At 54.0% G+C, this 21596-nt stretch carries 26 protein-coding genes; 20 read left to right on the top strand and 6 right to left on the bottom strand.

What is annotated here, in order from left to right; all coding sequences use genetic code 11:
* Positions 1-3 precede the first annotated feature (3 nt).
* The 5 genes from recN to KQX66_RS16515 all read left to right on the top strand — a co-directional run bounded on the left by recN (position 4) and on the right by KQX66_RS16515 (position 5290).
* Complete coding sequence (recN, locus tag KQX66_RS16495) at positions 4-1704, top strand: DNA repair protein RecN (RefSeq protein ID WP_216793924.1); 1701 nt, start codon at positions 4-6, stop codon at positions 1702-1704.
* 140 nt (positions 1705-1844) lie between these two features.
* A complete protein-coding gene (gene spoIVB / locus KQX66_RS16500) occupies positions 1845-3182 on the top strand; it encodes a SpoIVB peptidase (protein WP_216793956.1) in 1338 nt (445 codons plus the stop codon).
* A gap of 278 nt (positions 3183-3460) precedes the next feature.
* Positions 3461-4261: a sporulation transcription factor Spo0A gene (gene spo0A / locus KQX66_RS16505; RefSeq protein ID WP_010499100.1), complete on the top strand. Its 801-nt coding sequence runs from the start codon at positions 3461-3463 to the stop codon at positions 4259-4261.
* A gap of 328 nt (positions 4262-4589) precedes the next feature.
* Entirely contained in the window at positions 4590-4808 is a 219-nt protein-coding gene (locus tag KQX66_RS16510; protein WP_216793925.1) for a hypothetical protein, read from the top strand.
* An 89-nt stretch (positions 4809-4897) separates the two neighbouring features.
* On the top strand, positions 4898-5290 hold the full coding sequence (locus KQX66_RS16515) for a hypothetical protein (protein ID WP_216793926.1): 393 nt from the start codon (positions 4898-4900) through the stop codon (positions 5288-5290).
* Positions 5291-5558: 268 nt separating this feature from the next.
* On the opposite strand, the gene KQX66_RS16520 is transcribed toward KQX66_RS16515, so the two are convergent.
* Positions 5559-5786, bottom strand: a complete 228-nt coding sequence (locus KQX66_RS16520; RefSeq protein ID WP_216793927.1) for a helix-turn-helix domain-containing protein — start codon at positions 5784-5786, stop codon at positions 5559-5561.
* 159 nt (positions 5787-5945) lie between these two features.
* Here KQX66_RS16520 and KQX66_RS16525 point away from each other — a divergent pair, with 159 nt between their 5' ends.
* On the top strand, positions 5946-6260 hold the full coding sequence (locus KQX66_RS16525) for a hypothetical protein (RefSeq protein ID WP_010499107.1): 315 nt from the start codon (positions 5946-5948) through the stop codon (positions 6258-6260).
* 93 nt (positions 6261-6353) lie between these two features.
* Here KQX66_RS16525 and KQX66_RS16530 read toward each other — a convergent pair whose 3' ends face one another.
* On the bottom strand, positions 6354-6533 hold the full coding sequence (locus KQX66_RS16530) for a DUF2524 domain-containing protein (RefSeq protein WP_216793928.1): 180 nt from the start codon (positions 6531-6533) through the stop codon (positions 6354-6356).
* Between the two features lie 80 nt (positions 6534-6613).
* Complete coding sequence (locus KQX66_RS16535) at positions 6614-6934, bottom strand: hypothetical protein (protein WP_054976916.1); 321 nt, start codon at positions 6932-6934, stop codon at positions 6614-6616.
* A 182-nt stretch (positions 6935-7116) separates the two neighbouring features.
* On the opposite strand from KQX66_RS16535, the gene KQX66_RS16540 reads away from it, so the two are divergent.
* Genes KQX66_RS16540 through KQX66_RS16555 form a run of 4 tightly spaced genes read left to right on the top strand, consistent with a single transcriptional unit; the run spans position 7117 to position 10171 of the window.
* On the top strand, positions 7117-7461 hold the full coding sequence (locus tag KQX66_RS16540) for a carboxymuconolactone decarboxylase family protein (protein ID WP_063185919.1): 345 nt from the start codon (positions 7117-7119) through the stop codon (positions 7459-7461).
* A gap of 14 nt (positions 7462-7475) precedes the next feature.
* The gene (steA, locus tag KQX66_RS16545) at positions 7476-8546 is read left to right on the top strand and encodes a putative cytokinetic ring protein SteA (RefSeq protein WP_253957200.1); all 1071 of its coding nucleotides are present in this window, start codon (positions 7476-7478) and stop codon (positions 8544-8546) included.
* Positions 8547-8564: 18 nt separating this feature from the next.
* Positions 8565-9263: a glycosyltransferase family 2 protein gene (locus KQX66_RS16550; RefSeq protein ID WP_216793929.1), complete on the top strand. Its 699-nt coding sequence runs from the start codon at positions 8565-8567 to the stop codon at positions 9261-9263.
* Positions 9233-10171 carry a hypothetical protein gene (locus tag KQX66_RS16555; RefSeq protein WP_216793930.1) on the top strand — a complete coding sequence of 313 codons (939 nt, stop codon included), beginning with the start codon at positions 9233-9235 and terminating at the stop codon, positions 10169-10171. The genes KQX66_RS16550 and KQX66_RS16555 overlap by 31 nt, the downstream gene beginning before the upstream one ends.
* Positions 10172-10206: 35 nt before the next feature.
* Here KQX66_RS16555 and KQX66_RS16560 read toward each other — a convergent pair whose 3' ends face one another.
* Positions 10207-10467: a DUF2627 domain-containing protein gene (locus KQX66_RS16560; protein ID WP_029191794.1), complete on the bottom strand. Its 261-nt coding sequence runs from the start codon at positions 10465-10467 to the stop codon at positions 10207-10209.
* A gap of 148 nt (positions 10468-10615) precedes the next feature.
* On the opposite strand from KQX66_RS16560, the gene lpdA reads away from it, so the two are divergent.
* The 4 genes from lpdA (at position 10616) to KQX66_RS16580 (ending at position 15582) form a co-directional block, all read left to right on the top strand.
* Complete coding sequence (lpdA, locus tag KQX66_RS16565; RefSeq protein ID WP_216793931.1) at positions 10616-12037, top strand: dihydrolipoyl dehydrogenase; 1422 nt, start codon at positions 10616-10618, stop codon at positions 12035-12037.
* A gap of 155 nt (positions 12038-12192) precedes the next feature.
* Positions 12193-13203, top strand: coding sequence for a thiamine pyrophosphate-dependent dehydrogenase E1 component subunit alpha (locus KQX66_RS16570; RefSeq protein ID WP_216793932.1), 1011 nt, complete (start codon positions 12193-12195; stop codon positions 13201-13203).
* 3 nt (positions 13204-13206) lie between these two features.
* Positions 13207-14187 (top strand): alpha-ketoacid dehydrogenase subunit beta, encoded by a 981-nt coding sequence (locus tag KQX66_RS16575; protein WP_054974899.1) that lies wholly within the window; start codon positions 13207-13209, stop codon positions 14185-14187.
* Positions 14188-14199: 12 nt separating this feature from the next.
* The gene (locus KQX66_RS16580; protein WP_216793933.1) at positions 14200-15582 is read left to right on the top strand and encodes a dihydrolipoamide acetyltransferase family protein; all 1383 of its coding nucleotides are present in this window, start codon (positions 14200-14202) and stop codon (positions 15580-15582) included.
* Between the two features lie 56 nt (positions 15583-15638).
* Here the strand turns inward: KQX66_RS16580 and prli42 are convergent, their stop codons facing one another.
* The gene (gene prli42, locus KQX66_RS16585) at positions 15639-15734 is read right to left on the bottom strand and encodes a stressosome-associated protein Prli42 (protein ID WP_157261672.1); all 96 of its coding nucleotides are present in this window, start codon (positions 15732-15734) and stop codon (positions 15639-15641) included.
* Positions 15735-15802: 68 nt separating this feature from the next.
* Here prli42 and KQX66_RS16590 point away from each other — a divergent pair, with 68 nt between their 5' ends.
* Positions 15803-16936 carry a M20/M25/M40 family metallo-hydrolase gene (locus KQX66_RS16590; RefSeq protein ID WP_216793934.1) on the top strand — a complete coding sequence of 378 codons (1134 nt, stop codon included), beginning with the start codon at positions 15803-15805 and terminating at the stop codon, positions 16934-16936.
* A gap of 107 nt (positions 16937-17043) precedes the next feature.
* Positions 17044-18243 (top strand): DUF3866 family protein, encoded by a 1200-nt coding sequence (locus KQX66_RS16595; RefSeq protein ID WP_216793935.1) that lies wholly within the window; start codon positions 17044-17046, stop codon positions 18241-18243.
* On the opposite strand, the gene mciZ is transcribed toward KQX66_RS16595, so the two are convergent.
* Positions 18131-18388 (bottom strand): Z-ring formation inhibitor MciZ, encoded by a 258-nt coding sequence (mciZ, locus tag KQX66_RS16600; RefSeq protein ID WP_216793936.1) that lies wholly within the window; start codon positions 18386-18388, stop codon positions 18131-18133. The two genes, KQX66_RS16595 and mciZ, sit on opposite strands and share 113 nt — an antisense overlap.
* A gap of 158 nt (positions 18389-18546) precedes the next feature.
* Between mciZ and KQX66_RS16605 the strand changes: the two genes are divergently transcribed.
* The 4 genes from KQX66_RS16605 to fur all read left to right on the top strand — a co-directional run bounded on the left by KQX66_RS16605 (position 18547) and on the right by fur (position 21582).
* Entirely contained in the window at positions 18547-19116 is a 570-nt protein-coding gene (locus KQX66_RS16605) for an NUDIX hydrolase (RefSeq protein ID WP_025846519.1), read from the top strand.
* Positions 19113-20303 (top strand): endonuclease Q family protein, encoded by a 1191-nt coding sequence (locus KQX66_RS16610; protein WP_216793958.1) that lies wholly within the window; start codon positions 19113-19115, stop codon positions 20301-20303. The genes KQX66_RS16605 and KQX66_RS16610 overlap by 4 nt, the downstream gene beginning before the upstream one ends.
* A 77-nt stretch (positions 20304-20380) precedes the next feature.
* Positions 20381-21028, top strand: a complete 648-nt coding sequence (spoIIM, locus tag KQX66_RS16615; RefSeq protein WP_216793937.1) for a stage II sporulation protein M — start codon at positions 20381-20383, stop codon at positions 21026-21028.
* 104 nt (positions 21029-21132) lie between these two features.
* Complete coding sequence (gene fur / locus KQX66_RS16620) at positions 21133-21582, top strand: ferric iron uptake transcriptional regulator (RefSeq protein ID WP_054974905.1); 450 nt, start codon at positions 21133-21135, stop codon at positions 21580-21582.
* The last annotated feature ends 14 nt before the right edge of the window (positions 21583-21596 follow it).

The following is a 21596-nucleotide window of genomic DNA, read 5'->3' on the forward strand; positions in this document are numbered from 1 at the left end:
CCTATGCTGCTGGAACTATCCATTCGCCATCTGGCGGTTATCGAACATGTTGAATTGCATTGCAAAACCGGATTCCATGTGTTGACGGGGGAAACGGGGGCGGGCAAATCGATCATCATCGACGCGCTCGGTCTGATTGCCGGGGGCCGCAGTTCTTCGGATCTTGTCCGCTACGGAAGCGATAAAGCGACGATCGAAGCGCTGTATCAGATTGGAAAGGATCATCCCGTTTGGAATATTTTGTCCGGCGTGGGAATAGAAGCCGACCCGGAGGAGCATCTTATTATTCGCAGAGAAATTACGGCTCAAGGCAAAAGCACCAGCCGCGTGAACGGACAATTGGTCAATCGCGCCGTGCTTAGGGATATCGGCGATTATCTGGTCAATATTCACGGACAGCACGAGCATCAATCGTTGTTCCGGGTGGAGGAGCATATCCGGTGGCTCGACATGTTCGGCGAGCCGCAGATTTTGCCCGCCAAGCTTGCTTATCAGGAAGCGTACGATGTATATCAGGGAATCCGCAAGCAGCTTAAGGAGCTGCAGGAAACGAGCAAGCAAGCGCTGCAAATGATGGATTTATACCGGTTTCAGGTGGAGGAGATCCGTTCGGCCAAGCTGAAAGCGGGAGAAGACGAGGCGCTGGCCGACGAGAAACGAAAGCTGGTCAATGCGGAACGGTTGTTCCAGAACGCCTCCGACGCTTACGATCTATTGTATGGGGGAAGCAAAGGACTGGATGCCGTCGGCCGCGCCGTCCAGAAGCTTCAGGATATCGCCGCGCTCGATCCCGCCAAGCTCCAGCCGCTGCTGGAGCAGGTGCAAGGGGCCTTCTACCAGCTGGAAGACGCGGCTTACCAAGTTCGCGATTATCGCGATGAAGTGGAGTTCAACCCTTCCAGACTCGATTTTATCGAGCAAAGGCTGGATACGATAGCGTCGCTTCGCAGAAAATATGGAGAATCCGTTTCGGATATCCTTGCTTATGTTGAAAAGATTGAAAAGGAACTGGACCTGATCGAGAACAAGGACGAAAAGCTTCAGCAGCTGCAAAAAGAGGAAGCGGCGGCCCTGGAACAGGTCCAACGTCTGGCTTCGGTTCTAACCGAGCAGCGTACGATCGTAGCGGACAAGCTCGCGGCGGAAATCGTGGCGGAGCTCCGAGAGCTGCAGATGGAACGGACGCAATTCCGGGTTCATTTTGCCGTGAATGGGGAGAAGAAGCTGACACGCGAAGGCGCCGATCAAGTCGAGTTTCTCATTTCGGCCAATCCTGGCGAGCCAATGCGGGCGCTTAGCAAAATCGCTTCCGGCGGGGAAATCTCCCGCGTCATGCTGGCGCTTAAATCGATTTTTGCCCGGGTGGACAGCATTCCGGTAATGGTCTTCGACGAAGTGGATACCGGGGTAAGCGGTCGCGCCGCACAGGCGATAGCCGAGAAAATGTCCAGGCTGTCCCGGAGCTGTCAAATTTTCTCTATCACGCATCTGCCGCAGGTCGCCTGCATGGCGGATGTGCATTACCGCATTCATAAAATGACAAGTGGAGACCGCACTTATACGAATATTGACGACTTGAGTACGGAAGAACGCATTCACGAGCTGGCCCGGATGCTGGGAGGCGTCGAAGTGACCGACAAAACGCTCCAGCACGCGCAGGAAATGCTTGCGCTTGCCGATAACATGAAAGCGAAAATGAGCTAGCCAAGGGAGCATTTTGGAGTTATAAAAGAAAAGGGCGGGGGTTACCTTAAAGGTACACAAACGGCGGTGCAGCCAGCTTTGAAGCCGGAAGTCGCAAGCCGCGTGCCGCTAAGCAAAGGAAGCAAGGGAGCGTGAGCGAATTGGGTTCCAACCATAGAAAAAGATTGATTGGATTACTGCTCGTCCTCTTCGTTTGTTTGGGTAGCCTCACCACCCCTTTCCGCAGTTTTGCCTCATTCCCCGAGGAGCTCCGGCTTTTTACCGGACAGCAAACCCAGTTAAAGCTAGCGATGCCGGTCAGCGCGCAAGTGACGGTCAACCATCCGGAAGTGCTCAAGGTCAACGGCTCGGCAAGGCACTCATTCCAAGTGGATCTTCATCATCCTATTGCACTTGAATCTTATCAAGCCGGACAAGCTGAAATGAAGCTGAAGCTATTCGGTAAAATTCCTTTCAAGACGGTGAAAGTCAATGTCGTCCCTGATTTAAAAGTGATTCCCGGCGGCCAGACGATCGGTGTGAAGCTGAAATCCGCCGGAATTATGATCGTGGGGCATCATTTGGTGGCGATCGCGGATGACCGCAAAACGTCTCCGGGTGAAGAAGCCAAAGTACAGCTCGGCGATCTCATCGTCAAAATGAACGGGAAAACCATAAGCGACGTAAGCCGGGTAGCGGATCTGGTCAAAGCGGCGGGAGAGGACAAAAAGCCGATTATGCTGACGATCCGTCGCGGAAACGAAACGCTCGACATTCCGATCACTCCTGCGTACGATATCGTGGACAAGGCGTACAGGCTCGGACTGTATATTCGCGATTCGGCCGCCGGGGTCGGAACGCTGACCTTCTATGCCCCGGATCAACGCGTATACGGGGCGCTAGGCCACGTTATTACCGATATGGATACCCAAGTGCCGATTATGGTAGGCAACGGGGAGATCGTGCATTCGAACGTCACTTCGATATCGAAAAGCCAGAACGGCGAGCCCGGGGAAAAGCGCGCCCAGTTCTCCAAAGAAAGCAGAGCCATTGGCAATATCGAGAAAAATACGCAGTTCGGCATTTTCGGCAAAATGTTTGATACGCCGGGGCATAGCTACAGCGACAAGGCACTGCCTGTAGCCTTTGCCGAAGAGGTGAAGGAAGGTCCTGCGCAGATTTATACGGTGGTCAACGGTCAGAAGGTCGAAAAATTCGATATCGAGGTCGTTCATGTGGCGAAGCAGGAGTATCCGGCTACCAAAGGGATGGTAATCAAAATTACCGACTCCCGCCTGTTGGACAAGACCGGAGGCATCGTGCAAGGCATGAGCGGAAGCCCGATTATTCAGAACGGAAAAGTGATCGGAGCAGTGACCCACGTCTTCGTCAATGACCCGACAAGCGGCTACGGATGCTTTATCGAATGGATGCTGCAGGATGCAGGCATTATGCTTCGTCCCTCCAATACGGAAACAACGGAACTGAAGGCCAGTTAATGGTCTTCGGTTTTTTTGTGCGAATTACGTTAAATCTTTGCTCTGTTTCGAATTGTTTATGAACGGAGTGAGGCTATTCGTGGATACGTTTTGTAACATCAGATCACTCTTTGTCGAATGATGTATAATGTTGAAGTAAATTATTAATTATAAAATAAAAATCAAAAAAAATCCAGAAAAATAATATTCGACAGAAGGAATTTTAAAGTGCATGTCGAAATTGTATAACAGGTAAATAATGCTAAAGCGATTGCCGCAAATGAAGGAGGCGCTTACCGTTGCAAACCATTGAAGTTCTTTTAGCAGACGACAACCGAGAGTTTACTAATCTTCTTTCCGAATTCATCGACGATCAGGCCGATATGCAAGTGACCGGCGTTGCTTACAATGGAAATGATGTGCTTCGTCTAATCGAGCAAGGCCCGCGGGTGCCGGACGTATTGATTTTGGACATTATTATGCCTCATCTGGACGGTCTTGGCGTGCTCGAGAAGCTGCGGGAAATGGATTTGAATCCGCAGCCGAAAATCATCATGCTCACTGCTTTCGGTCAAGAAAACATTACCCAAAAAGCTGTCCAGCTCGGCGCCTCGTATTACATTTTGAAACCGTTCGATATGGAAATTTTGACGAACCGGATTCGGCAGTTGATCGGCACAAGTCCAGCTGTTCCTGTGTCCTCCTCGTCGTCTCAAAAAGCGAACGTCGTTCAATTGCCGAAAGGCAAAAATTTGGATGCCAACATCACGACCATCATTCACGAAATCGGCGTGCCTGCTCATATCAAAGGCTACCAATATTTACGTGAAGCGATCACGATGGTATATAACAACATCGAAATTCTCGGGGCAATTACGAAGACGCTGTATCCGGCCATTGCCGAAAAGTACAAAACGACGCCAAGCCGCGTCGAGCGGGCGATCCGCCATGCGATCGAAGTCGCTTGGACACGCGGTAACATCGACAGCATCTCGCATTTGTTCGGCTATACGATTAATATTAGCAAGGCGAAGCCTACGAACTCGGAGTTTATCGCGATGGTCGCAGATAAGCTGCGGATCGAGCATAAGGTGAGTTGAAAGTAGTTGTGTTGAAAATATGAAGTGGCTAAAATAACCGAGAACGGGTATTTTTAGACGATTAATACCTGAAAGTTATAAACCAACAAATACCACTTTTTTATTGGTCTTTCTATAAACCGATAAAGAAGTGGTTTTTTTTTTTATAACCTACATTGAGTTTCAGATCGACAATTTTATATTGTATTTTTTCAGGAAACAATCGGATAATTTGTGGTATTTCGATAGGCTAGAACAGTATTTAGCATTAATAGCATTTACAATAAGAATATATGTTTGGTATATTGATCTCAAATAAATATGGAAAAACTCGAAGGGGGTTTCCCATTTGGAAATCAAGTACTATTTAGCAATTGCAATCATTCTCGGCATATGTGGTTTAATACTCTGGAAATCGATTAGTAAAATAAAGTGGGAAACCAAGTTATACAGAGAGCGTAATGAAAGATTACATGAAGTGAATTTCAAATTACGAGATGAAGTAAACAAAGGAAATCGTATTATTGAAAAGCAAAAAAATCAATATCAAATCTTGAAAATGCTTTGAAATATAAAGAGAGGGATGGATTTAAAAAACATTTCTTTTCATGTGAACTCCAAGAAGGCCAACAGATAATCATTTTATTTGAAGAGGAAATGGAACATGACCAAGAACTTCAGCAGAAGTTAATTAGTAAAAATCTCAATCCTTTTAAGCATTGCAGGAAAGTAGAATGTATTGTTTTTGTTGATGAAAAGAAAGAAATGCCCTTATTAGTTGATGACATTTTCGCAGGGGAAGTAAAGGCGAAAATCGGGGATATAAATTGTGGAGATCGCACAGGTCGTGGAATTGGTACATTTGTAGTGCAGAATTTATGTTCTATCTTGAGAGGGATGGGAATAGAAACTGTAACTGCTTCCCTTTCTACAGTCGATTATCATAAGAAGGATAAATTATATAATTTCTATTTGAAAAAAAATAAATTTGATTTGGTTAGCGAACTCACCGAAGAAAAATGGGGATTAGTATCCAAGAATATAAGCTAACAAGTGAATTCCGGCCGAGAGCGAACAGATTTAACGTATAGCCGGTTCTTCAGATGGCCCGAATGAATTGTCCCAAAGTTGAAACTAAAAGCGAGAAGTCTTACATTGTTGGACACTGTATAAAGGCGGTTCATCCGGAGCAAAAGCTAATTTAAATTCCAAAACGGCAAGTTTATGGCAAAAGCCCAATTTGGATTCAAATAGCGTAATTCGTCAAAGACGATTGATGAAAGCCTCATATACAAAAGACGGCAGCTTTTCGGTCACATTAGTCCGATCGGCTGCCGTCTTTTTCTATTACTAGAAACTCGTTAATATTGTCGATGTTAAGAGCATCTGCTAATTTCGCAAGATGAATGAGACTTATTTGTTCGCGAACATTACGAGACATCTCGCTTATTGCAGATTGCCTGACTCCCGATAATTCGGAAAGCTGTATCTGTGTTAGTCCTCGTTGTTCCATAATTTCTTTTAATCTTAAGCGAACTCTTCGCAACTGTTAATCACCTACCTATAAAGCCATTATAACTTATCCAAAAATTAACGTAAATAAAGTATTGACATTATACGCAATAACGTTTAAACTGATAGACATATAATACGTTTATACGTTTAACGGTATTTTATTATTTTCAAACGAAAGGGGCTACATGCCGTGTTAAAAAGAATCAAGCTCGTCATTGATTCTGGTAACGGTGATTTCGAAATCGTTGACGCTTTTCTGACGCCCGATAAGAACCATGCCTACTTTGTTTCCGATGGTATCGTCAACTATACGATGGCCGCTCGCACACAAGTTGAACGCGTCTATGTGGAATGTCATGTATCAATCAAGCTGGGCGAAACTGCACGCGGCGAGGTCGCCATTTATGATTTGCACGAAAAGCTAAACGCAATGACGGCCTACCAACTATTGAATTTCCATGTCATTCATAATGTGAGCGATATTGTATTGGTTCGCGAAGACTAAAGTAGAGCGCTACACCACCGTTCTACCCAAATGCAAGCAAGCCAGCCGTGGACGGATATCCGAAAGGCTGGCTTTTCTCTTCAAAAGCTCGGATTAAGGACGAATGTCGCACTTGTTCTTGATGAACCGAATCTGGTTCTCCAGACGGTTAGCCGTTTGCTGGGATTGTTCGTCCAGCTCGGTAGTTTGCATCCCGGCCAGCTGCTGCAGCAGCTCTTGAAGATCGCCGCCTGCATTGGAGCAGTCGTAATTGCTTTCGAGATTGTCAACCATTTCAAGAAGCACCTCCGCCTAAGTGAGTTCAAGCTTAGTATGGAACGTGCTTTTCCAAGTATGCGGCTGACGTCAGGCAATTATAGGATCGGCTGAGTGATGGGCAGCATGGCTTTATTTTCGGCGTTATTGTCGGAATACAAATCGTGTGCCCAATCCAGCCAACCTTCGGGCAAACGCTTCATGATGGAGGAACGGAGTTCCGAACTGGAGCAGGCCAACTCGTAAATAAGCTGCTCGTAAGTATGGAGTATGGAATCAAAATCCAGACCGATATCGTCCATCAGCAATTCCTTCAATGCGCTTTCATTGTCACTGAAGTCTCGGTAAACCAAGCCATCATAAATTTCCGTAATCAGACCATCCTGAACACGAACAATTTTCTGACATGTTTTTTGCATTGAATCTACTCCTTACCCTAGGATAGAACTAATTATACCATACGAGAAAATCGATTTTTGTAGAATATTGTAAGTGTTTTTTTTAATTTTTAATTTTTTTTGGACACGATATTCGTTCTTTTTGCATATGCCTTTGGAACGAGGGGAAGCTAAACCAAGGAAAATCGGAAGGAGGCGCCGCGATGCATCAAGCGGACAGCTTGCAAAAAGTCGACTCCTATAAGGTCGGTGTCGGCCACATGAAAGAGCTTATGCCGACGATGGTGGAAGCATACCATCATTTTACAGCCGCTTGTTTTGCCCCCGGAGCACTGGATGAAAAGCAAAAGCAGTTGATTGCCCTTGGCATCGGCTTGTTTGCCAATAACGAGGTATGTACGCTATATCACGTGCAAGAAGCGCTGGCGAAAGGAGCATCCCGGCAAGAAATTCTCGAGGCGACGGCCGTGGCATCGGCGGTGGCCAGCGGGCATGCGATGTCTCAAGGGGTAACGAGGGTGGAGCGGGCGCTGGATTCCTTGACGTGATTGGGGATGAAGCTATGAGATGGAAATCGAAATTAGGACTTTTGCCCATCACCGGCGTAACGGAAAGCGACCGAAGCACTAAGCGGCTGCTTCAACGATTGGGACCGGGGCGAATCGCCGTGCTGGCGCACGATGATTTGGACGAGCTGGCCGTGCGCGGCCTGCTCAAGGCCCGGGTATCCGCCGTCGTGAACACGGGCCGGACGATGACCGGGACGATTACCTCCCGGGCGGTTTTGGAGCTACTGGAGGCCGGTACGCCGCTTGTGGAGACGTCTCCGGACGCTTTTGAGCTGCTGCAGACCTCCCGGACCGTTACCGTCACCGACCACGGGATTGATATAGGAACGTCGTGGGTGCCTTGCCGCCGGTTTACCCGGCAAAGCTGGCTCGCCGGATACCGGGCCGCACAAGCTTCGGAGCTGAAGCAGCTCGCCAGGTTTATCGAGAATACGCTGAAATACGCGGCCGAGGAAAAGGAGCAGCTGCTCGAACCGTTTCCGCACGTTTCGCTGCGCACCGAGCTGCCCGGAAGGCATGCGCTGGTCGTGGTGCGGGGAAGCGGGTACCGGGAAGATTTTGCCGCTCTGAAACGTTACATACGGAAAGTCCGTCCCGTGCTGATTGGTGTGGACGGAGGGGCTGATGCCATCCTCGAAGAGGGGTACAATCCGGACATCATTATAGGGGACATGGACAGCGTATCGGATCTTGCCTTATTCAGCGGGGCCGAACTGATCGTACATAGCTATCGGAACGGTGCGGCTCCGGGGATGGAACGCCTTCGGCGGCTCGGGCTTACGGCGGCTTCACTGCCGACGGGAGGAACGAGCGAGGATGCGGCGCTTCTGTTGGCTTACGAACAAGGCTGCGAGCAGATTGTCACCGTTGGACTGCACAGCCATATGCAGGATTTTATGGAAAAAGGACGTAAAGGCATGGGCAGCACATGGCTGGTGCGGATGAAGATCGGCAGCAGGCTTGTCGATGCACGGGGGATCAGCCGCTTATACCCTGCAACCGAACGGCGTAAGCCGGCAAGCCCGGGGGCATCGTGGTTATCATTTGTCCGGTTTTTGCATTGAAAGAAGGGAGAGAACGCCATGGTTCCGCTTATATCCGTCATTATTCCTGCGTGGAACGAGTCCCGGCTGCTGGCTTCGACGCTGGAAGCGGTCTCGAAGGCGCACGCGTCAGCGAAATTTTCATTCGATATGCAGCTCATCGTGGTGGATGACGGAAGCCGCGACGGTACGGGAGACGTCGCTTGCGCGTGGGCTGACGTCGTATTGCGTTTTCCCGTGAATTCGGGCAAAGGAGCGGCGATGTTCGCGGGCTGGCAAGCGGCGTCGGGGGAGATTGTCGTATTTCTGGACGCCGATCTCGGCAGCACTGCCGAAAAGTTTCCTCTGCTTCTTGAGCCTGTGCTGCGGGGAGAAGCGGATTTGACCGTGGCGAAGCTTCCGCCGGCAAGCATTCCGGGAGGTTTCGGGCTGGTCAGAGGCTTGGCCGGACGCGGTGTCCGACTGCTCAGCGGCTATGACTCGGGAGCCCCGTTATCCGGCCAGCGGGCGATGCGAAGCGAAGTGCTGCGGCGCTGCGAAAGGAAATACCAAGGATTCGGCGCCGAGGTCGGCATGATGGTCGATGCCGTCAGGCTCGGCTTTCGAATCGTCGAATTGGAGGTTCCTTTCCGGCACAGGGAGACTGGACGGACCTGGCAGGGATGGCTCCATCGCGGCAAGCAGCTCTGCGAGGTCGGGCTTACCTTGTGGCAGTGCTGGCGGAAACCGGCATGTTGAACGTGACCGGTTGGCTGTGGGCATGGGTGTTTCCGGCGGGCTTGCTGATCGCGGCGGGAACCGTTTTGCAGCCGGGAACGATCCGTTTTTTGCAGGAGCACGGGCTCTCGGAAACGAATTACCGGGGACGTCTTGTTCCGACGGCCGGAGGCGTGCTTCTGTGGCTGCTGCTTCTGCTGTGGTATCTGTACGGGGTGTGCGTAGTGCCTTTCTCATGGCCCGATTCAGACCGATGGATGCTGGCGGTGACCATGATCGGTTTTACGGGACTGCTTGACGATCTGCTTGGGGAGCGGGAGGTCAAAGGGCTCCGCAATCATTGGAAGATTTGGATCGAGCAGCGGAGGATAACGACCGGGATCGTCAAAGCGGGGACGGCCTTAGTGGCCGGAATGCTTATCCTGCTGCCGGAAGCGGACATGTTACGCAGCGGGAGCGGAGCAACCCTCACGTCGGGTAACGGTACGCTGTGGTTTTTACCCTTCAAGCTGCTGCTTATTCTGCTTGCCACCAATGCGGTGAATTTGCTCGACGTCCGGCCCGGACGGGCCTTGAAGGGCTTTTTTGTTTCGCTGCTTCTGCTCGTATGGCTTGCCTCTTGGAAGGAGAGCGGAACGGAAGCCGGTTGGAACGTATGGCGACTGCTGGTTCCGCTTACGATCGGGGCGGGGATGTTCGCAGGAACGGACCTGCGCGGCAAGGCTATGCTGGGTGATACCGGAGCTAATATGCTGGGGTTTGCGCTCGGCGTCGGGTTCGCGATGCTGACACCGGTTTCGGTGCAGGTCGCTGCATTGGCCGTGCTTGCCGCTCTGCACGCGATTACCTGGCGGCGGTCGCTTAGCGTCATCATTGAGCGACACGCGCTGCTCCGCTGGCTGGATCAAGCCGGCCGCGGACGTAGCTGAAAAGACAAAAAAAGGGACAGGCTGCGATTGCTGGCCTATCCCTTTTTGCGTTTCTTGCGAAAACGCGGCGCGACATAATTGCGTTTGCGGTCCCGGAAAAAAATCCATCCCCCGATAAAAGCGACTCCTGCGGCAAACAGCAGCAGGCCCAGCGCAAACTTCCACCAGAGGAAGCCGAGCGCCGGATCGAATTGGGCGAACCAGGCGTCCTTCATTGCCAAAAATCCGTAAGTTGCCATGAGTCCCGGCACGACCAGCAGCAGCATGGCGATGAAACGAGATATAACGGCCATCATGCTTGGCTCCTTCTAATACTTCAAAATCGTCAATCTCTACGTTATCATAAATTTATCAAGAATTCATGTCATTTCACAAATTGGACTATATTTCTGCCGCAGAATAGAGTTACAATAAGAGAATCTTGAGATTCAGGAGGAATCATGGATGACGCATACTTTTGATATGGTTGTTCTTGGCGGAGGCATCGGCGGTTATACGGCGGCCATTCGGGCCGCTCAGCTTGGAAAAAACGTGGCCATTGTCGAGCAGGATAAGCTCGGAGGAACTTGTCTGCACCGCGGCTGCATTCCAAGCAAGGCGCTGCTGCGAAGCGCGGAAGTATTCGCCCTCATGAAAGACAGCGACAGATTCGGCATCGGAGCCGAGGCGGTCACCCTAGATTTCTCTAAAGTCGCAAGCCGCAAAGACGCGGTGGTCGAGCAACTATACAGCGGGCTGCAATTTTTGATGAAAAAACATAAAATCACGGTATTCCAGGGGAAGGGCAGATTAATCGGTCCTTCCATCTTTTCGCCACGGAGCGGTACGGTATCCGTCGATCAAGGCGATGACGAGATCTTGACGCTGGTGCCGGAGAAGGTAGTTATCGCGACGGGCTCCCGCCCTAGAAGCCTCCCGGGCCTGGAAACCGACGGTGTGACGATCCTGAACAGCGACGAGGCGCTTCGTCTGGAGAAGCTCCCGGCATCGGCGGTTATTATCGGCGGCGGCGTCATCGGCGTCGAATGGGCTTCGCTGCTTAGCGATTTTGGCGTGCAGGTGACCGTCGTGGAATTTGCACCCCGACTGCTTCCGAGCGAGGATGAAGACGTGTCGCGCGAGCTGGAGCGGCTGCTGAAAAAACGCGGGGTTAACGTGCGTACAGGCACCAAGGTGCTCACGGAATCCGTCCGCAAGCATGAGGGCGGCGTGACGCTGAATGTGGAGCATCGCGAGGAACAAGCCGCACTGTCGGCCGAAATCGCGCTTGTGTGCGTAGGGCGTCAAGCCAACGTTGAAGGCATCGGCTTGGAAAATACCGATGTCAAGGTTGAAGGCGGCTTCGTCCGTGTCAACGATTCGATGCAGACGGCCGAGCTGCACATTTATGCGGTTGGGGACTGCATTGGCGGACTTCAGCTTGCACATGCCGCCGCCCACGAAGGGTTGACTGCGGCCGAGCATGCCTGGGGCTTGCAGCCGCACAAGGTGGAGCCGCATCGGGTGCCGCGGTGCGTCTATTCCCGTCCGGAGACGGCAAGCATCGGCTGGACGGAACGGGAAGCCAAGGAACGGGGCCGGGACGTCAAGGTGTCCAAAGTTCATTTCCGGGCGCTCGGGAAGGCAATCGTGCTCGGCGAGACCGACGGGTTTATCAAAGTGGTGGCCGACAAAGAAACGAACGATTTGCTCGGCGTCCATATGATCGGACCGCACGTGACCGATTATATTTCCGAAGCGGCGTTAGCTCAGCTCCTGGATGCAACACCATGGGAAATCGGGCAAACGATTCATCCGCATCCGACCCTTTCCGAGCTGTTGGGTGAGGCAATGCTGGCTGTGGACGGACGGTCCATCAATATGTAATTTGCTGCCGGAAGGCCGGGAGAGCGCCTCTTTAGCTAATAAAATTGTATTCGTAAACCAAACGGTTTATAATATAGTTATAGTGTCTGGTATTAGCACCAGGTATTAAAAACTAAAACTTACTTGCTTTTGTAAAAGGAGGCGTCTATAACTCCATGTCCATCGGTCAAATGACAAAACACCGGCAGCTCGGATTGACGGACGGTCAGGCTCTGGAAATGTATACATACATGTTGAAAGCCCGTATGTTTGACGAGCGGTGCTTCCTGCTGCAGCGTTCGGGCAAAATTGCGTTCCACGTGTCCGGCATCGGCCAGGAAACGGCGCAAGTGGCCGCAGCCTTCGCGCTTTCGCGCGGGGAAGACTACTTTTTACCGTATTACCGGGATTACGGCTTCGTGCTTTCGGTCGGCATGACGTTAAAAGAATTGATGCTGTCCGTCTTCGCCAAGGCGGAGGACCCGAACAGCGGCGGACGTCAAATGCCGGGCCATTTCAGCCATAAAAAGCTGAATATCGTGACCGGCTCTTCTCCGGTAACGACTCAGGTGCCTCACGCGGTCGGATTTGCGCTGGCAGCCAAGATGAAACGGAAAAACTTCGTAGCGTTCACGACCTTCGGCGACGGATCGAGCAATCAGGGCGATTTCCACGAAGGCTGCAACTTTGCGGGTGTTCACAAGCTTCCGGTTATTTTCATGTGCGAAAATAACCAGTACGCGATCTCCATCCCGCTGCACAAGCAGGTGGGCGGCAGCATCGCCGAGCGCGCCCACGGCTACGGCTTCCCGGGCGTTAAGGTAGACGGGCGGGATCCGCTTGAAGTATACCGCGTCGTGAAGGAAGCGCGTGAGCGCGCCCTTCGCGGCGAAGGGCCGACCTTGATCGAAGCGGTCATGTACCGGATTTCTCCGCATTCGACGTCCGACAACGACCTGCTCTACCGCACCCCGGAGGAAGTGGAAGAGAACCGTGCGAAGGACGGCTTGCCGCGGTTCAAGCAGTATTTGATCGACTGCGGCCTCTGGAGCGAAACGCAGGACACCGAGCTTGCGGCGGCCATCAAGCAGGAATTGGTCGAAGCGACGAATTACGCGGACGATGCGCCTTTTCCGAAGCCGGAAGATACGCTCAAGCATGTGTACGCGGAACAGAGGGAGGGCTAATTCGTGGCGGTCATTACGTATTTGGAAGCTATTCGCACGGCAATGAAGGAAGAGCTGGAGCGGGACGAGAACGTGTTCGTCCTGGGCGAGGACGTCGGCAAGGGCGGTGTCATGAATGCGACGAAAGGGCTGAAGGAGCAGTTCGGGGAAGAGCGGATCATGGATACGCCGCTCGCCGAATCGGCGATTGCGGGCGTAGCGATCGGCGCCGCCATGTACGGGATGAAGCCGGTGGCGGAGATGCAGTACGCGGACTTTATTTTTCCGGCGACGAACCAGATCATTAGCGAGGCGGCCCTCATCCGGTACCGTTCGAACAACGACTGGAGCTGTCCCATCGTGATTCGCGCTCCGTACGGGGCGACCGGTGGAGGCGCGCTATATCATTCCCAATGTCCGGAATCCGTCTTTTTCGGCAGGCCGGGGCTTGTCATCGTCGCCCCTTCGGACCCGTACGATGCGAAAGGGCTTTTAAAAGCAGCGATCCGCAATCCGGATCCGGTGCTGTACTTCGAGCATAAGAAATGCTATTTGTCTGTTACGGGCGAAGTGCCCGAGGACGATTATATCGTGCCGATCGGCGAAGCTGCCGTGAAGCGGGAAGGCTCCGACATCACCGTCATCACGTACGGTATCACCGTGCAATATGCGCTGCGTGCGGCGGAAGAGCTGGCCAAAGAAGGCATTCAGGCTCACGTGCTCGATCTGAGAACGCTGCAGCCTTTGGATACGGAAGCGATTCTCAAAGCGGCAGCCAAAACCGGCAAAGTGCTGATCATCCACGAGGATAACAAGACCGGAGGCGTCGGGGCGGAAGTGTCCGCGATCATTGCCGAGGAGCTGCTGTTCGAGCTGGACGCGCCGATTATGCGGCTCTGCGCGCCGGACGTTCCGGCTGTCGGAATGAACCCGCCGATGGAGAAGTTTTTCCTTCTCAATACGGATAAGATCATGGAAGCCATGCGGAAGCTGGCTTTGTTCTAGGAGGACCGTTACATGAACGATCAAGCGACGAAAGGAACCGGCGTCAAGGTTCCTCATCTGGCCGAGAGTTTGGTATCGGCGACGATCGGTAAATGGCTCAAGCAGCCTGGGGATTATATCGAACAGTACGACGTATTGTGCGAGCTGATCACCGACAAGGTGACGGTGGAGATGCCGTCGCCAATCGAAGGCCGGCTGGTCAAGCTGCTGGCGGAAGAAGGATATACGGCTGCGGTCGGAGAAGAGATTTGTTTGATCGAGGAGCCGCATCAGGCAGCGGTCGGCACGGCGGAAGCCGCAGAAGCCGTTTCGCAGCCGCAGAGCGCTCAAGGCGGACAAGCCCGTCGCGAAGCTCAAGCTGCCGGCAGTAAAGCGGGCATGAGCGGCCGTTATTCGCCTGCGGTGCTTAAGCTTGCCGCAGAACACGGAATCGCGCTGTCGGAAGTAAAGGGTACGGGCCTTGGCGGCCGCATCACGCGCAAAGACGTGGAAGCTTACGTCGCGAGCGGCAAGCCTGCAGCGGTCGAAGAAGGAAGACCGGTGGCTACCGTCAATTCGGAAGCCGCTGCGGAAGCTGCGACCGCTGGCGTATTCCTCCCGGTGCCGCCGAAGGGGCCGGTTCGTTCGACCGGCATCCATTTGTCGGAAAACCCGCCGCTGCCGAAAATCGAAGTGGAAGGTCAGCCGCTTGATGGCCGGGGCGAGTATTTGATCGACGTGACGCCGATCCGCAATACGATTGCCAGCCGCATGCGTCAGAGCGTGACGGAAATTCCGCATGCCTGGACGATGATCGAGGTGGACGTGACGAACCTGGTGCTGCTGCGCAACAAAGTGAAGGGCGAATTCATGAAACAGGAAGGCATCAACATTACGTACCTGGCCTTCCTGCTCAAAGCGGTCGTCGGCGCGATCAAGGATTATCCGATCATGAACTCGGTCTGGGCGGTTGACAAAATTATCGTCAAGCGGGACATCAATCTTGCGCTGGCCGTAGGAACCGAGGACTTCGTCGTCACTCCGGTCATTCAGAAGGCCGACCAAATGAATATTGCCGGTCTCGCCCGGGAGATCGATTCTTTAACCCGGAAAGCAAGAGCCGGCAAGCTGACGCTCAGCGATATGCAAGGCGGTACGTTTACCGTAAACAATACGGGCTCGTTCGGATCGATTTTGTCGTATCCGATCATCAACTACCCGCAAGCCGCCATTCTGACCTTCGAATCGATCGTGAAAAAGCCGGTCGTCATTCAGGACATGATTGCCGTCCGTTCGATGGTCAACCTGTGCTTGTCTTTGGACCATCGCATTTTGGACGGGGTCATCTGCGGACGCTTCCTGCAGCGGGTCAAAGAGAACCTGGAAGCGTACAATCAGGACACGAAGCTGTACTAAAGGTCGGCGGCGGCCGGAAGCTTGTCCCTAACCTGCCGCCCGCCGGCCCGCTACCTCTAGAAGAAATTGCTTACGGTAAACAACAGCGTGGATAACAGCATCGAGACGATCATCGTGTAAACGACGATTTTGAAAATCAATTTATTTCGCAACGATTTCAGCTCCTTATCAAGGGAATACTATCCCTATAATAACCCAAGCGGCCTAATGGAGGAAAGCTATGATTCAGCAAAAGCGATTGGTAGACGAATTTATCGAGTTGGTTCAAATCGACAGCGAAACGAAGCACGAGCAGGAAATCAGCCGCGTGCTGAAGGCAAAATTCACCGAGCTGGGCTTGAAGGTGGAGGAGGACGATTCCGCAGCGAAAACCGGCCACGGCTCGGGCAATCTCATCTGCACGCTGCCGGCGACATCCGCGAAGCCGCTGCCGAAGCTGTTCTTCACCTCGCATATGGACACGGTTACTCCGGGCAAAGGCATCAAGCCGCAGATCGGCGAAGACGGTTACATCCGCAGCGACGGAACGACGATTCTCGGGGCGGACGACAAAGCGGGCCTTGCCGCCATGTTCGAAGCGATTCGCGTCCTGAAAGAGAAGAACATCGAGCACGGGCAGATTCAGTTTATTATTACGGCGGGCGAGGAATCCGGTTTGAAGGGCTCCCGCGCGATGGAAGCCAAATGGGTCGATGCGGATCTCGGCTTCGCGCTGGACTCGAACGGCACCATCGGAGACATTGCCGTAGCCGCTCCGACACAGGCGAAGGTATACATCACGTTCTGGGGCCGCTCGGCTCATGCGGGCGTGAATCCGGAAGCGGGCGTGAGCGCGATTACCGTGGCGAGCAAAGCGATTGCACGTATGCCGCTCGGCCGCATCGACAAAGAAACGACCGCGAACATCGGACGCTTCGAAGGCGGCGTGGAAGGCGCAACGAACATCGTCGTCGAGCGCGTAACGCTTGAAGGCGAGGCGCGCAGCATCACGCAGGCCAAAATGTACGAGCAGGTCGAAAAAATGCGTCAAGCGTGCGAGGAGGCGGCGGAGGAAATGGGCGCGAAGCTTGACTTCAAGAGCGAAGTCATCTATCCGGCGTTCATGTACGACGAGTCCGCTCCGGTCGTGAAGCTGGCGATGAATGCGCTGACGAACGTCGGCTGCACGCCGCGCACCTTCCATTCCGGCGGGGGCAGCGATGCCAATATGTTCAACGGTATGGGTGTGCCGACCGTCAATCTGGCCATCGGCTATCTGGACATTCACACGACGAAAGAACGGATCGCGATCTCGGACCTTGTCAAAACGGCCGAAGTGGTCGTCTCGATCGTCAATGAAGTTGCCAAGGCATAATGCTTGACCTCCCGGCATAAAGTAATAACATACAGGTTGTTTAATCGCTGCTTATCTCTTTTGGGTAAGCGGCGATTTTTTTGTGCGAAAACGGGAGGAAACGGAACATGAAGATCCGGTGGGAAACGGCTATCGTTACGGAAACGGTAGGGGAACCTTGGTCGTCGCATGGTTTGCAGGAGGTCCGGGTGCGGCTTGGAAACGGGGAAACGGCGGCTGCGCTGCACGATCTTGCCGTAGGGGCCCCACTTCGGCCGGGGGACGAGGTGCTGCTGAATACGACCGCCGTTCGTTTGGGGCTCGGTACGGGCGGCGTGCATTTTGTTCACGCAAAACTTGGCAGGTTGGCCGGGAGCGCCGACGGCCCGGAAGTTCCAATAGAGTGGGAGCCGGAGACGCCAGATAGTCTCCGGTCCTCCGAGTCGCAGGAAGGGCACATTATGAAGCTGCGCTACACGTCTTTGCAGCGGGCCGTACTTTCGGTCGAGGAGCCGTCAAGTTCGCATCATGCTCTGTTTGCCGAATTGCGTACGCTTGGCGGGATGCCGGTGCTCATCGGCGAGCTGCACAGCATGCTGCCTGCCGCCGTCTGCTGGCTCCGCGAGCTTGCGCGCGAGGCGGGAGCGCCGGTACCGCGCATCGCTTATATCATGACCGAGGGGGGCGCCTTGCCTCTGGCGGTCAGCGGTCATGTACGACGCTTGCGGGAGCTCGGCTGGCTGGCCGGGGCGGTTACGTACGGCCACGCCTACGGCGGCGACGTTGAAGCCGTCAACAAATACACGGCACTCCTCGCCGCAAGGTATGTGCTGGAAGCCGACATAGCCATCGTTTGCATGGGCCCCGGTATCGTAGGCACCGGCACGCCATACGGCTTCAGCGGCATCGAGGCGGGCGAGCTTGTGGGCGCGGTGCATGCCCTCGGGGGGGCGCCCGTGGCGATGGCCCGCATCAGCTTCGCCGATCCGCGGCCGCAGCACCGCGGGCTCAGCCGCCATACGGCAGTGGCGCTGGGCCAAGCCGCGCTTGCGCCCGCCTGTGTCCCCCTGCCGCTGCTGCCCGCCGAAGCGGATACCGCGCTGCTGCGCGAGCAGGCCCGGCAGAGCGGACTCGCCCGCCGTCACCGGCTGCGGTGGGAGGCGCCGCCGCCCTTGGAGCAAATGGCGGCCGCGCTGGAAGCGTATGGGTGGCCGATTACTTCCATGGGGCGAGCCTGGCCGGACGATCCGGCGTTTTTTGCGGCCGTTTGTACGGCGGCAGGAGCAGCGTACCGGCTCCTTCGGAACGAGGGGCCGGATAAGCCGTAGCCGCACTGCCGTTCTGCGTCCCGTCCAGAAAAGCCGCAAGCGGCACATCGGGCGAGACGCGGTCCAGCGCCATTTTCAAATAGTTGCGGATTTCCCAGCCTTTACCTACCAGACGAAGCTGTCCTGCATTGACATACGTTTTCATAGAGTACCCCTCCTGCTTCGATAGGTTCATATAATCCACCTTATGCGGGAGACGACACGAATATGTCCTTTCGTCGGCGGCCAGCAGCCGCCGGATATGATATAATGAGCTTTGGTCTTATTCTTACAATACCCGTAAAGAGAAGAGAGGAATCTTCCATGCCGCATAAGACGCATAAAAAATTCGAAGAAGTGACCGTCTCCACCCAGCCGATTTTTCAAGGTAAAATCATTTCCTTGCAAGTGGACACCGTAAAGCTGCCGAACGGCGGGGAAGCGACCCGCGAGATCGTCAAGCATCCCGGTGCGGTCGCGGTTCTGGCCCTTACCCCGGATGACCGGATGATTGTCGTTGAGCAATACCGCAAGCCGCTGGAGAAAAGCCAGGTGGAAATTCCGGCAGGGAAGCTGGACGCCGGCGAGAATCCGCTCGATGCCGCCAAGCGCGAGCTGGAGGAGGAAACCGGCTATACCGCTGGCTCGATCCGCCATATCAGCTCTTTCTATACATCGCCCGGCTTTGCCGACGAAATTCTTCATCTGTATGCCGCCGAGCAGTTGGTGAAGGGGCAAGCCAACCCCGACGAAGACGAATTCCTCGAAATCGAAGAGCTTACGCTGGAGCAGGCGCAAGCGTATATCCGGGAGCAGCGGATCAGCGACGCCAAAACAATCATGGCCGTTTACGCGTGGCAGCTGTACAAGCTTACCGGCTCGTTCCCGACATGAGCATGAACGCGTACTACGCCGACCTGCACATCCACATCGGGCGAACGGAAGCGGGCGAAGCGGTCAAAATCAGCGCCGCAAACAATCTGACGTTCTACAACATCGCGCAGGAAGCGTCGGAGCGCAAAGGGATCGACATGATCGGCATCATCGATTGTCATTCGCCGGGCGTGCAGCGGGAAATGCTGCATTATTTGGATACGGGCGAGATGGAAGAGCTGGAAGGAGGAGGCATCCGCTTCCACCGGACGACCGTCCTGCTGGGCTGCGAGATTGAGGTGCGCGACCCCGGCTTGGGAACGGCCCATTTGCTCGCATATTTGCCCAAGCTTGGTGACATGCAGAGCTTCACGGAGTGGCTGCGCAAGCATATGAAAAATGTGCAGCTCAGCTCGCAGCGCATCTATGTCACGGCCCGGGAGCTTCAGCGGGAGGTTATTGCACGCGGAGGCATTCTGATTCCCGCGCATATCTTCACCCCGCATAAAAGCGTCTACGGGAGCTGCTCGACGCGGATGGAGCATCTGCTCGACTTGGACGGAATCGCGGCCGTAGAGCTCGGTCTCAGCGCCGACACCGTCATGGCCGGGTATATCAGCGAGCTGGACCGCTATACGTTTCTGACCAACTCCGATGCCCACTCGCTCCCGAAGATCGGGCGCGAATACAATAAGCTGGCACTTAAGGCGCCGACCTTCGAGGAGCTGCGGAAAGCTTTGTCGCAGGAGGACGGACGCCGCGTGCTTACCAACTACGGACTCAATCCGCGGCTCGGCAAATACCACCGCACGTACTGCGGCGATTGCAGCTCGATACTCGACGAGCAAGGCCAGACAGCCGTGGAGCGCTGCTTGTACTGCGGCAGCCTGCGGATTGTCCGCGGCGTCATGGACCGGATTCTGAGCCTTGCGGACCGGGAAGAGCCTCGGGTTGCCCCGGACCGACCGCCTTATTGCTACCAAGTGCCGCTGGAGTACATTCCGGGCCTCGGGCCGAAAACATTCAATCGTCTCATCGAGCGGTTCGGCTCCGAAATGAACCTGCTGCACCGCGTATCGTTCGAAGAGCTCGCAGATGCGGCGGGTGAAACGATTGCCGGCTATATTATGGAAGCTCGCGCGGGCACGCTGCGGCTCGATACGGGCGGCGGCGGCAAATACGGTAAAGTGTCCGCACGGCAACAATAACGCGATCAACGGACGGAGTCATAAACCTGTGCGTCCCCTCATATTCTGTACTATTCGGACAAGGGGGGCGCACCGGCATGATGCGGAACCGTACGCTGGAGCAGTATATGAAGGAGCATTTGTCGTTCTATTTATTCGTCGGCGTCGTCTTCGTCACGGGCGTCGTTTTCGGTGCGGTTATGGTGAACGCCCTGTCGCTGGAGCAGAAGCAAGAGCTGAGCCGGTATTTGGGCAGCTTTTTTGCGTCCGTCCATCAAGGCGGCCTGGAAGGCGATGTGACGGGTTCGTTCAAGGATTCATTTTCCATGCATATCAAATGGTTTTTAATTATTTGGGTGCTGGGTCTGTCCGTCATCGGGCTGCCGCTCATCCTTATTCTGGATTTTTTGAAAGGCGTGCTGGTCGGCTTCACCGTCGGTTATCTGGTCGGCACTTTATCCTGGAAAGGGCTGCTGTTTGCGCTCGTTTCAGTCGTGCCGCCGAACCTGGTGGTCATCCCTTTGCTGCTCGTATGCAGCGTCACGGCGATGGCTTTCACGATTCATCTGGTCAAAAACCGGTTTATCAGCCGCAAAGGCGCTCTATATGAACCTTTTATGCGATTTTCAGGCGTCATTCTGGCCTCCGGGGCACTGCTGCTCGGTGTGGCGGTATTCGAGGCTTACGTCTCGCCTGTCATGATGAAATGGGTAACACCTATGCTGGTAACGATGTCCGGGTCTTAAAAGGTTTGACTTTCCCTAAGTCCTCCTCCTATAATGTAAGCATGAAGGAAGCTTAAGCTTACGAGAAAGGTTTTGCTTCGGTGCAAAACCCGTGGGGGAGAAGCATGGAATCTCGCATCGAAAAAATCAAACAACAGCTGCAATCGCAAGGCTACAAGCTGACGCCTCAACGGGAAGCGACCGTCAGGGTTTTGCTGGAGAACGAAGAGGATCATCTGAGCGCGGAAGACGTTTTTATGCTCGTCAAAGATAAAGCGCCCGAAATCGGCCTTGCCACCGTCTATCGTACGTTGGAACTGCTCAGCGAGCTGCATGTCCTCGAGAAAATGAACTTCGGCGACGGCGTAGCCCGCTACGACTTGCGCAACGACAGCTCTCATCACCATCATCATCACCTCATCTGCGTGCAATGCGGTGCCGTTGACGAAATTATGGAAGACTGGCTAGGCGCGCTGGAAGAACGGCTGGAGCGGGAATACCGGTTTCAGGTGCTCGACCACCGGCTCGATTTTCAGGGTATTTGCCACCGCTGCCGCGACAAGAACAAATCGTAAACACGAAACCTTCG

The sequence above is a fragment of the Paenibacillus oleatilyticus genome (genome assembly GCF_018998565.1).
GTDB classification, from domain to species: domain Bacteria; phylum Bacillota; class Bacilli; order Paenibacillales; family NBRC-103111; genus Paenibacillus_G; species Paenibacillus_G oleatilyticus.

Excerpts from the sequence above, each read along its gene's own strand:
- recN (WP_216793924.1), top strand. The coding sequence starts at position 4 with ATGCTGCTGGAACTATCCATTCGCCATCTGGCGGTTATCGAACATGTT.
- KQX66_RS16515 (WP_216793926.1), top strand. The coding sequence starts at position 4,898 with ATGGAACATGACCAAGAACTTCAGCAGAAGTTAATTAGTAAAAATCTC.
- KQX66_RS16530 (WP_216793928.1), bottom strand. The coding sequence starts at position 6,533 with ATGGTTGACAATCTCGAAAGCAATTACGACTGCTCCAATGCAGGCGGC.
- KQX66_RS16535 (WP_054976916.1), bottom strand. The coding sequence starts at position 6,934 with ATGCAAAAAACATGTCAGAAAATTGTTCGTGTTCAGGATGGTCTGATT.
- KQX66_RS16540 (WP_063185919.1), top strand. The coding sequence starts at position 7,117 with ATGCATCAAGCGGACAGCTTGCAAAAAGTCGACTCCTATAAGGTCGGT.
- steA (WP_253957200.1), top strand. The coding sequence starts at position 7,476 with ATGAGATGGAAATCGAAATTAGGACTTTTGCCCATCACCGGCGTAACG.
- KQX66_RS16550 (WP_216793929.1), top strand. The coding sequence starts at position 8,565 with ATGGTTCCGCTTATATCCGTCATTATTCCTGCGTGGAACGAGTCCCGG.
- KQX66_RS16560 (WP_029191794.1), bottom strand. The coding sequence starts at position 10,467 with ATGATGGCCGTTATATCTCGTTTCATCGCCATGCTGCTGCTGGTCGTG.
- lpdA (WP_216793931.1), top strand. The coding sequence starts at position 10,616 with ATGACGCATACTTTTGATATGGTTGTTCTTGGCGGAGGCATCGGCGGT.
- KQX66_RS16570 (WP_216793932.1), top strand. The coding sequence starts at position 12,193 with ATGTCCATCGGTCAAATGACAAAACACCGGCAGCTCGGATTGACGGAC.
- KQX66_RS16580 (WP_216793933.1), top strand. The coding sequence starts at position 14,200 with ATGAACGATCAAGCGACGAAAGGAACCGGCGTCAAGGTTCCTCATCTG.
- KQX66_RS16590 (WP_216793934.1), top strand. The coding sequence starts at position 15,803 with ATGATTCAGCAAAAGCGATTGGTAGACGAATTTATCGAGTTGGTTCAA.
- KQX66_RS16595 (WP_216793935.1), top strand. The coding sequence starts at position 17,044 with ATGAAGATCCGGTGGGAAACGGCTATCGTTACGGAAACGGTAGGGGAA.
- mciZ (WP_216793936.1), bottom strand. The coding sequence starts at position 18,388 with ATGAAAACGTATGTCAATGCAGGACAGCTTCGTCTGGTAGGTAAAGGC.
- KQX66_RS16605 (WP_025846519.1), top strand. The coding sequence starts at position 18,547 with ATGCCGCATAAGACGCATAAAAAATTCGAAGAAGTGACCGTCTCCACC.
- KQX66_RS16610 (WP_216793958.1), top strand. The coding sequence starts at position 19,113 with ATGAGCATGAACGCGTACTACGCCGACCTGCACATCCACATCGGGCGA.
- spoIIM (WP_216793937.1), top strand. The coding sequence starts at position 20,381 with ATGATGCGGAACCGTACGCTGGAGCAGTATATGAAGGAGCATTTGTCG.
- fur (WP_054974905.1), top strand. The coding sequence starts at position 21,133 with ATGGAATCTCGCATCGAAAAAATCAAACAACAGCTGCAATCGCAAGGC.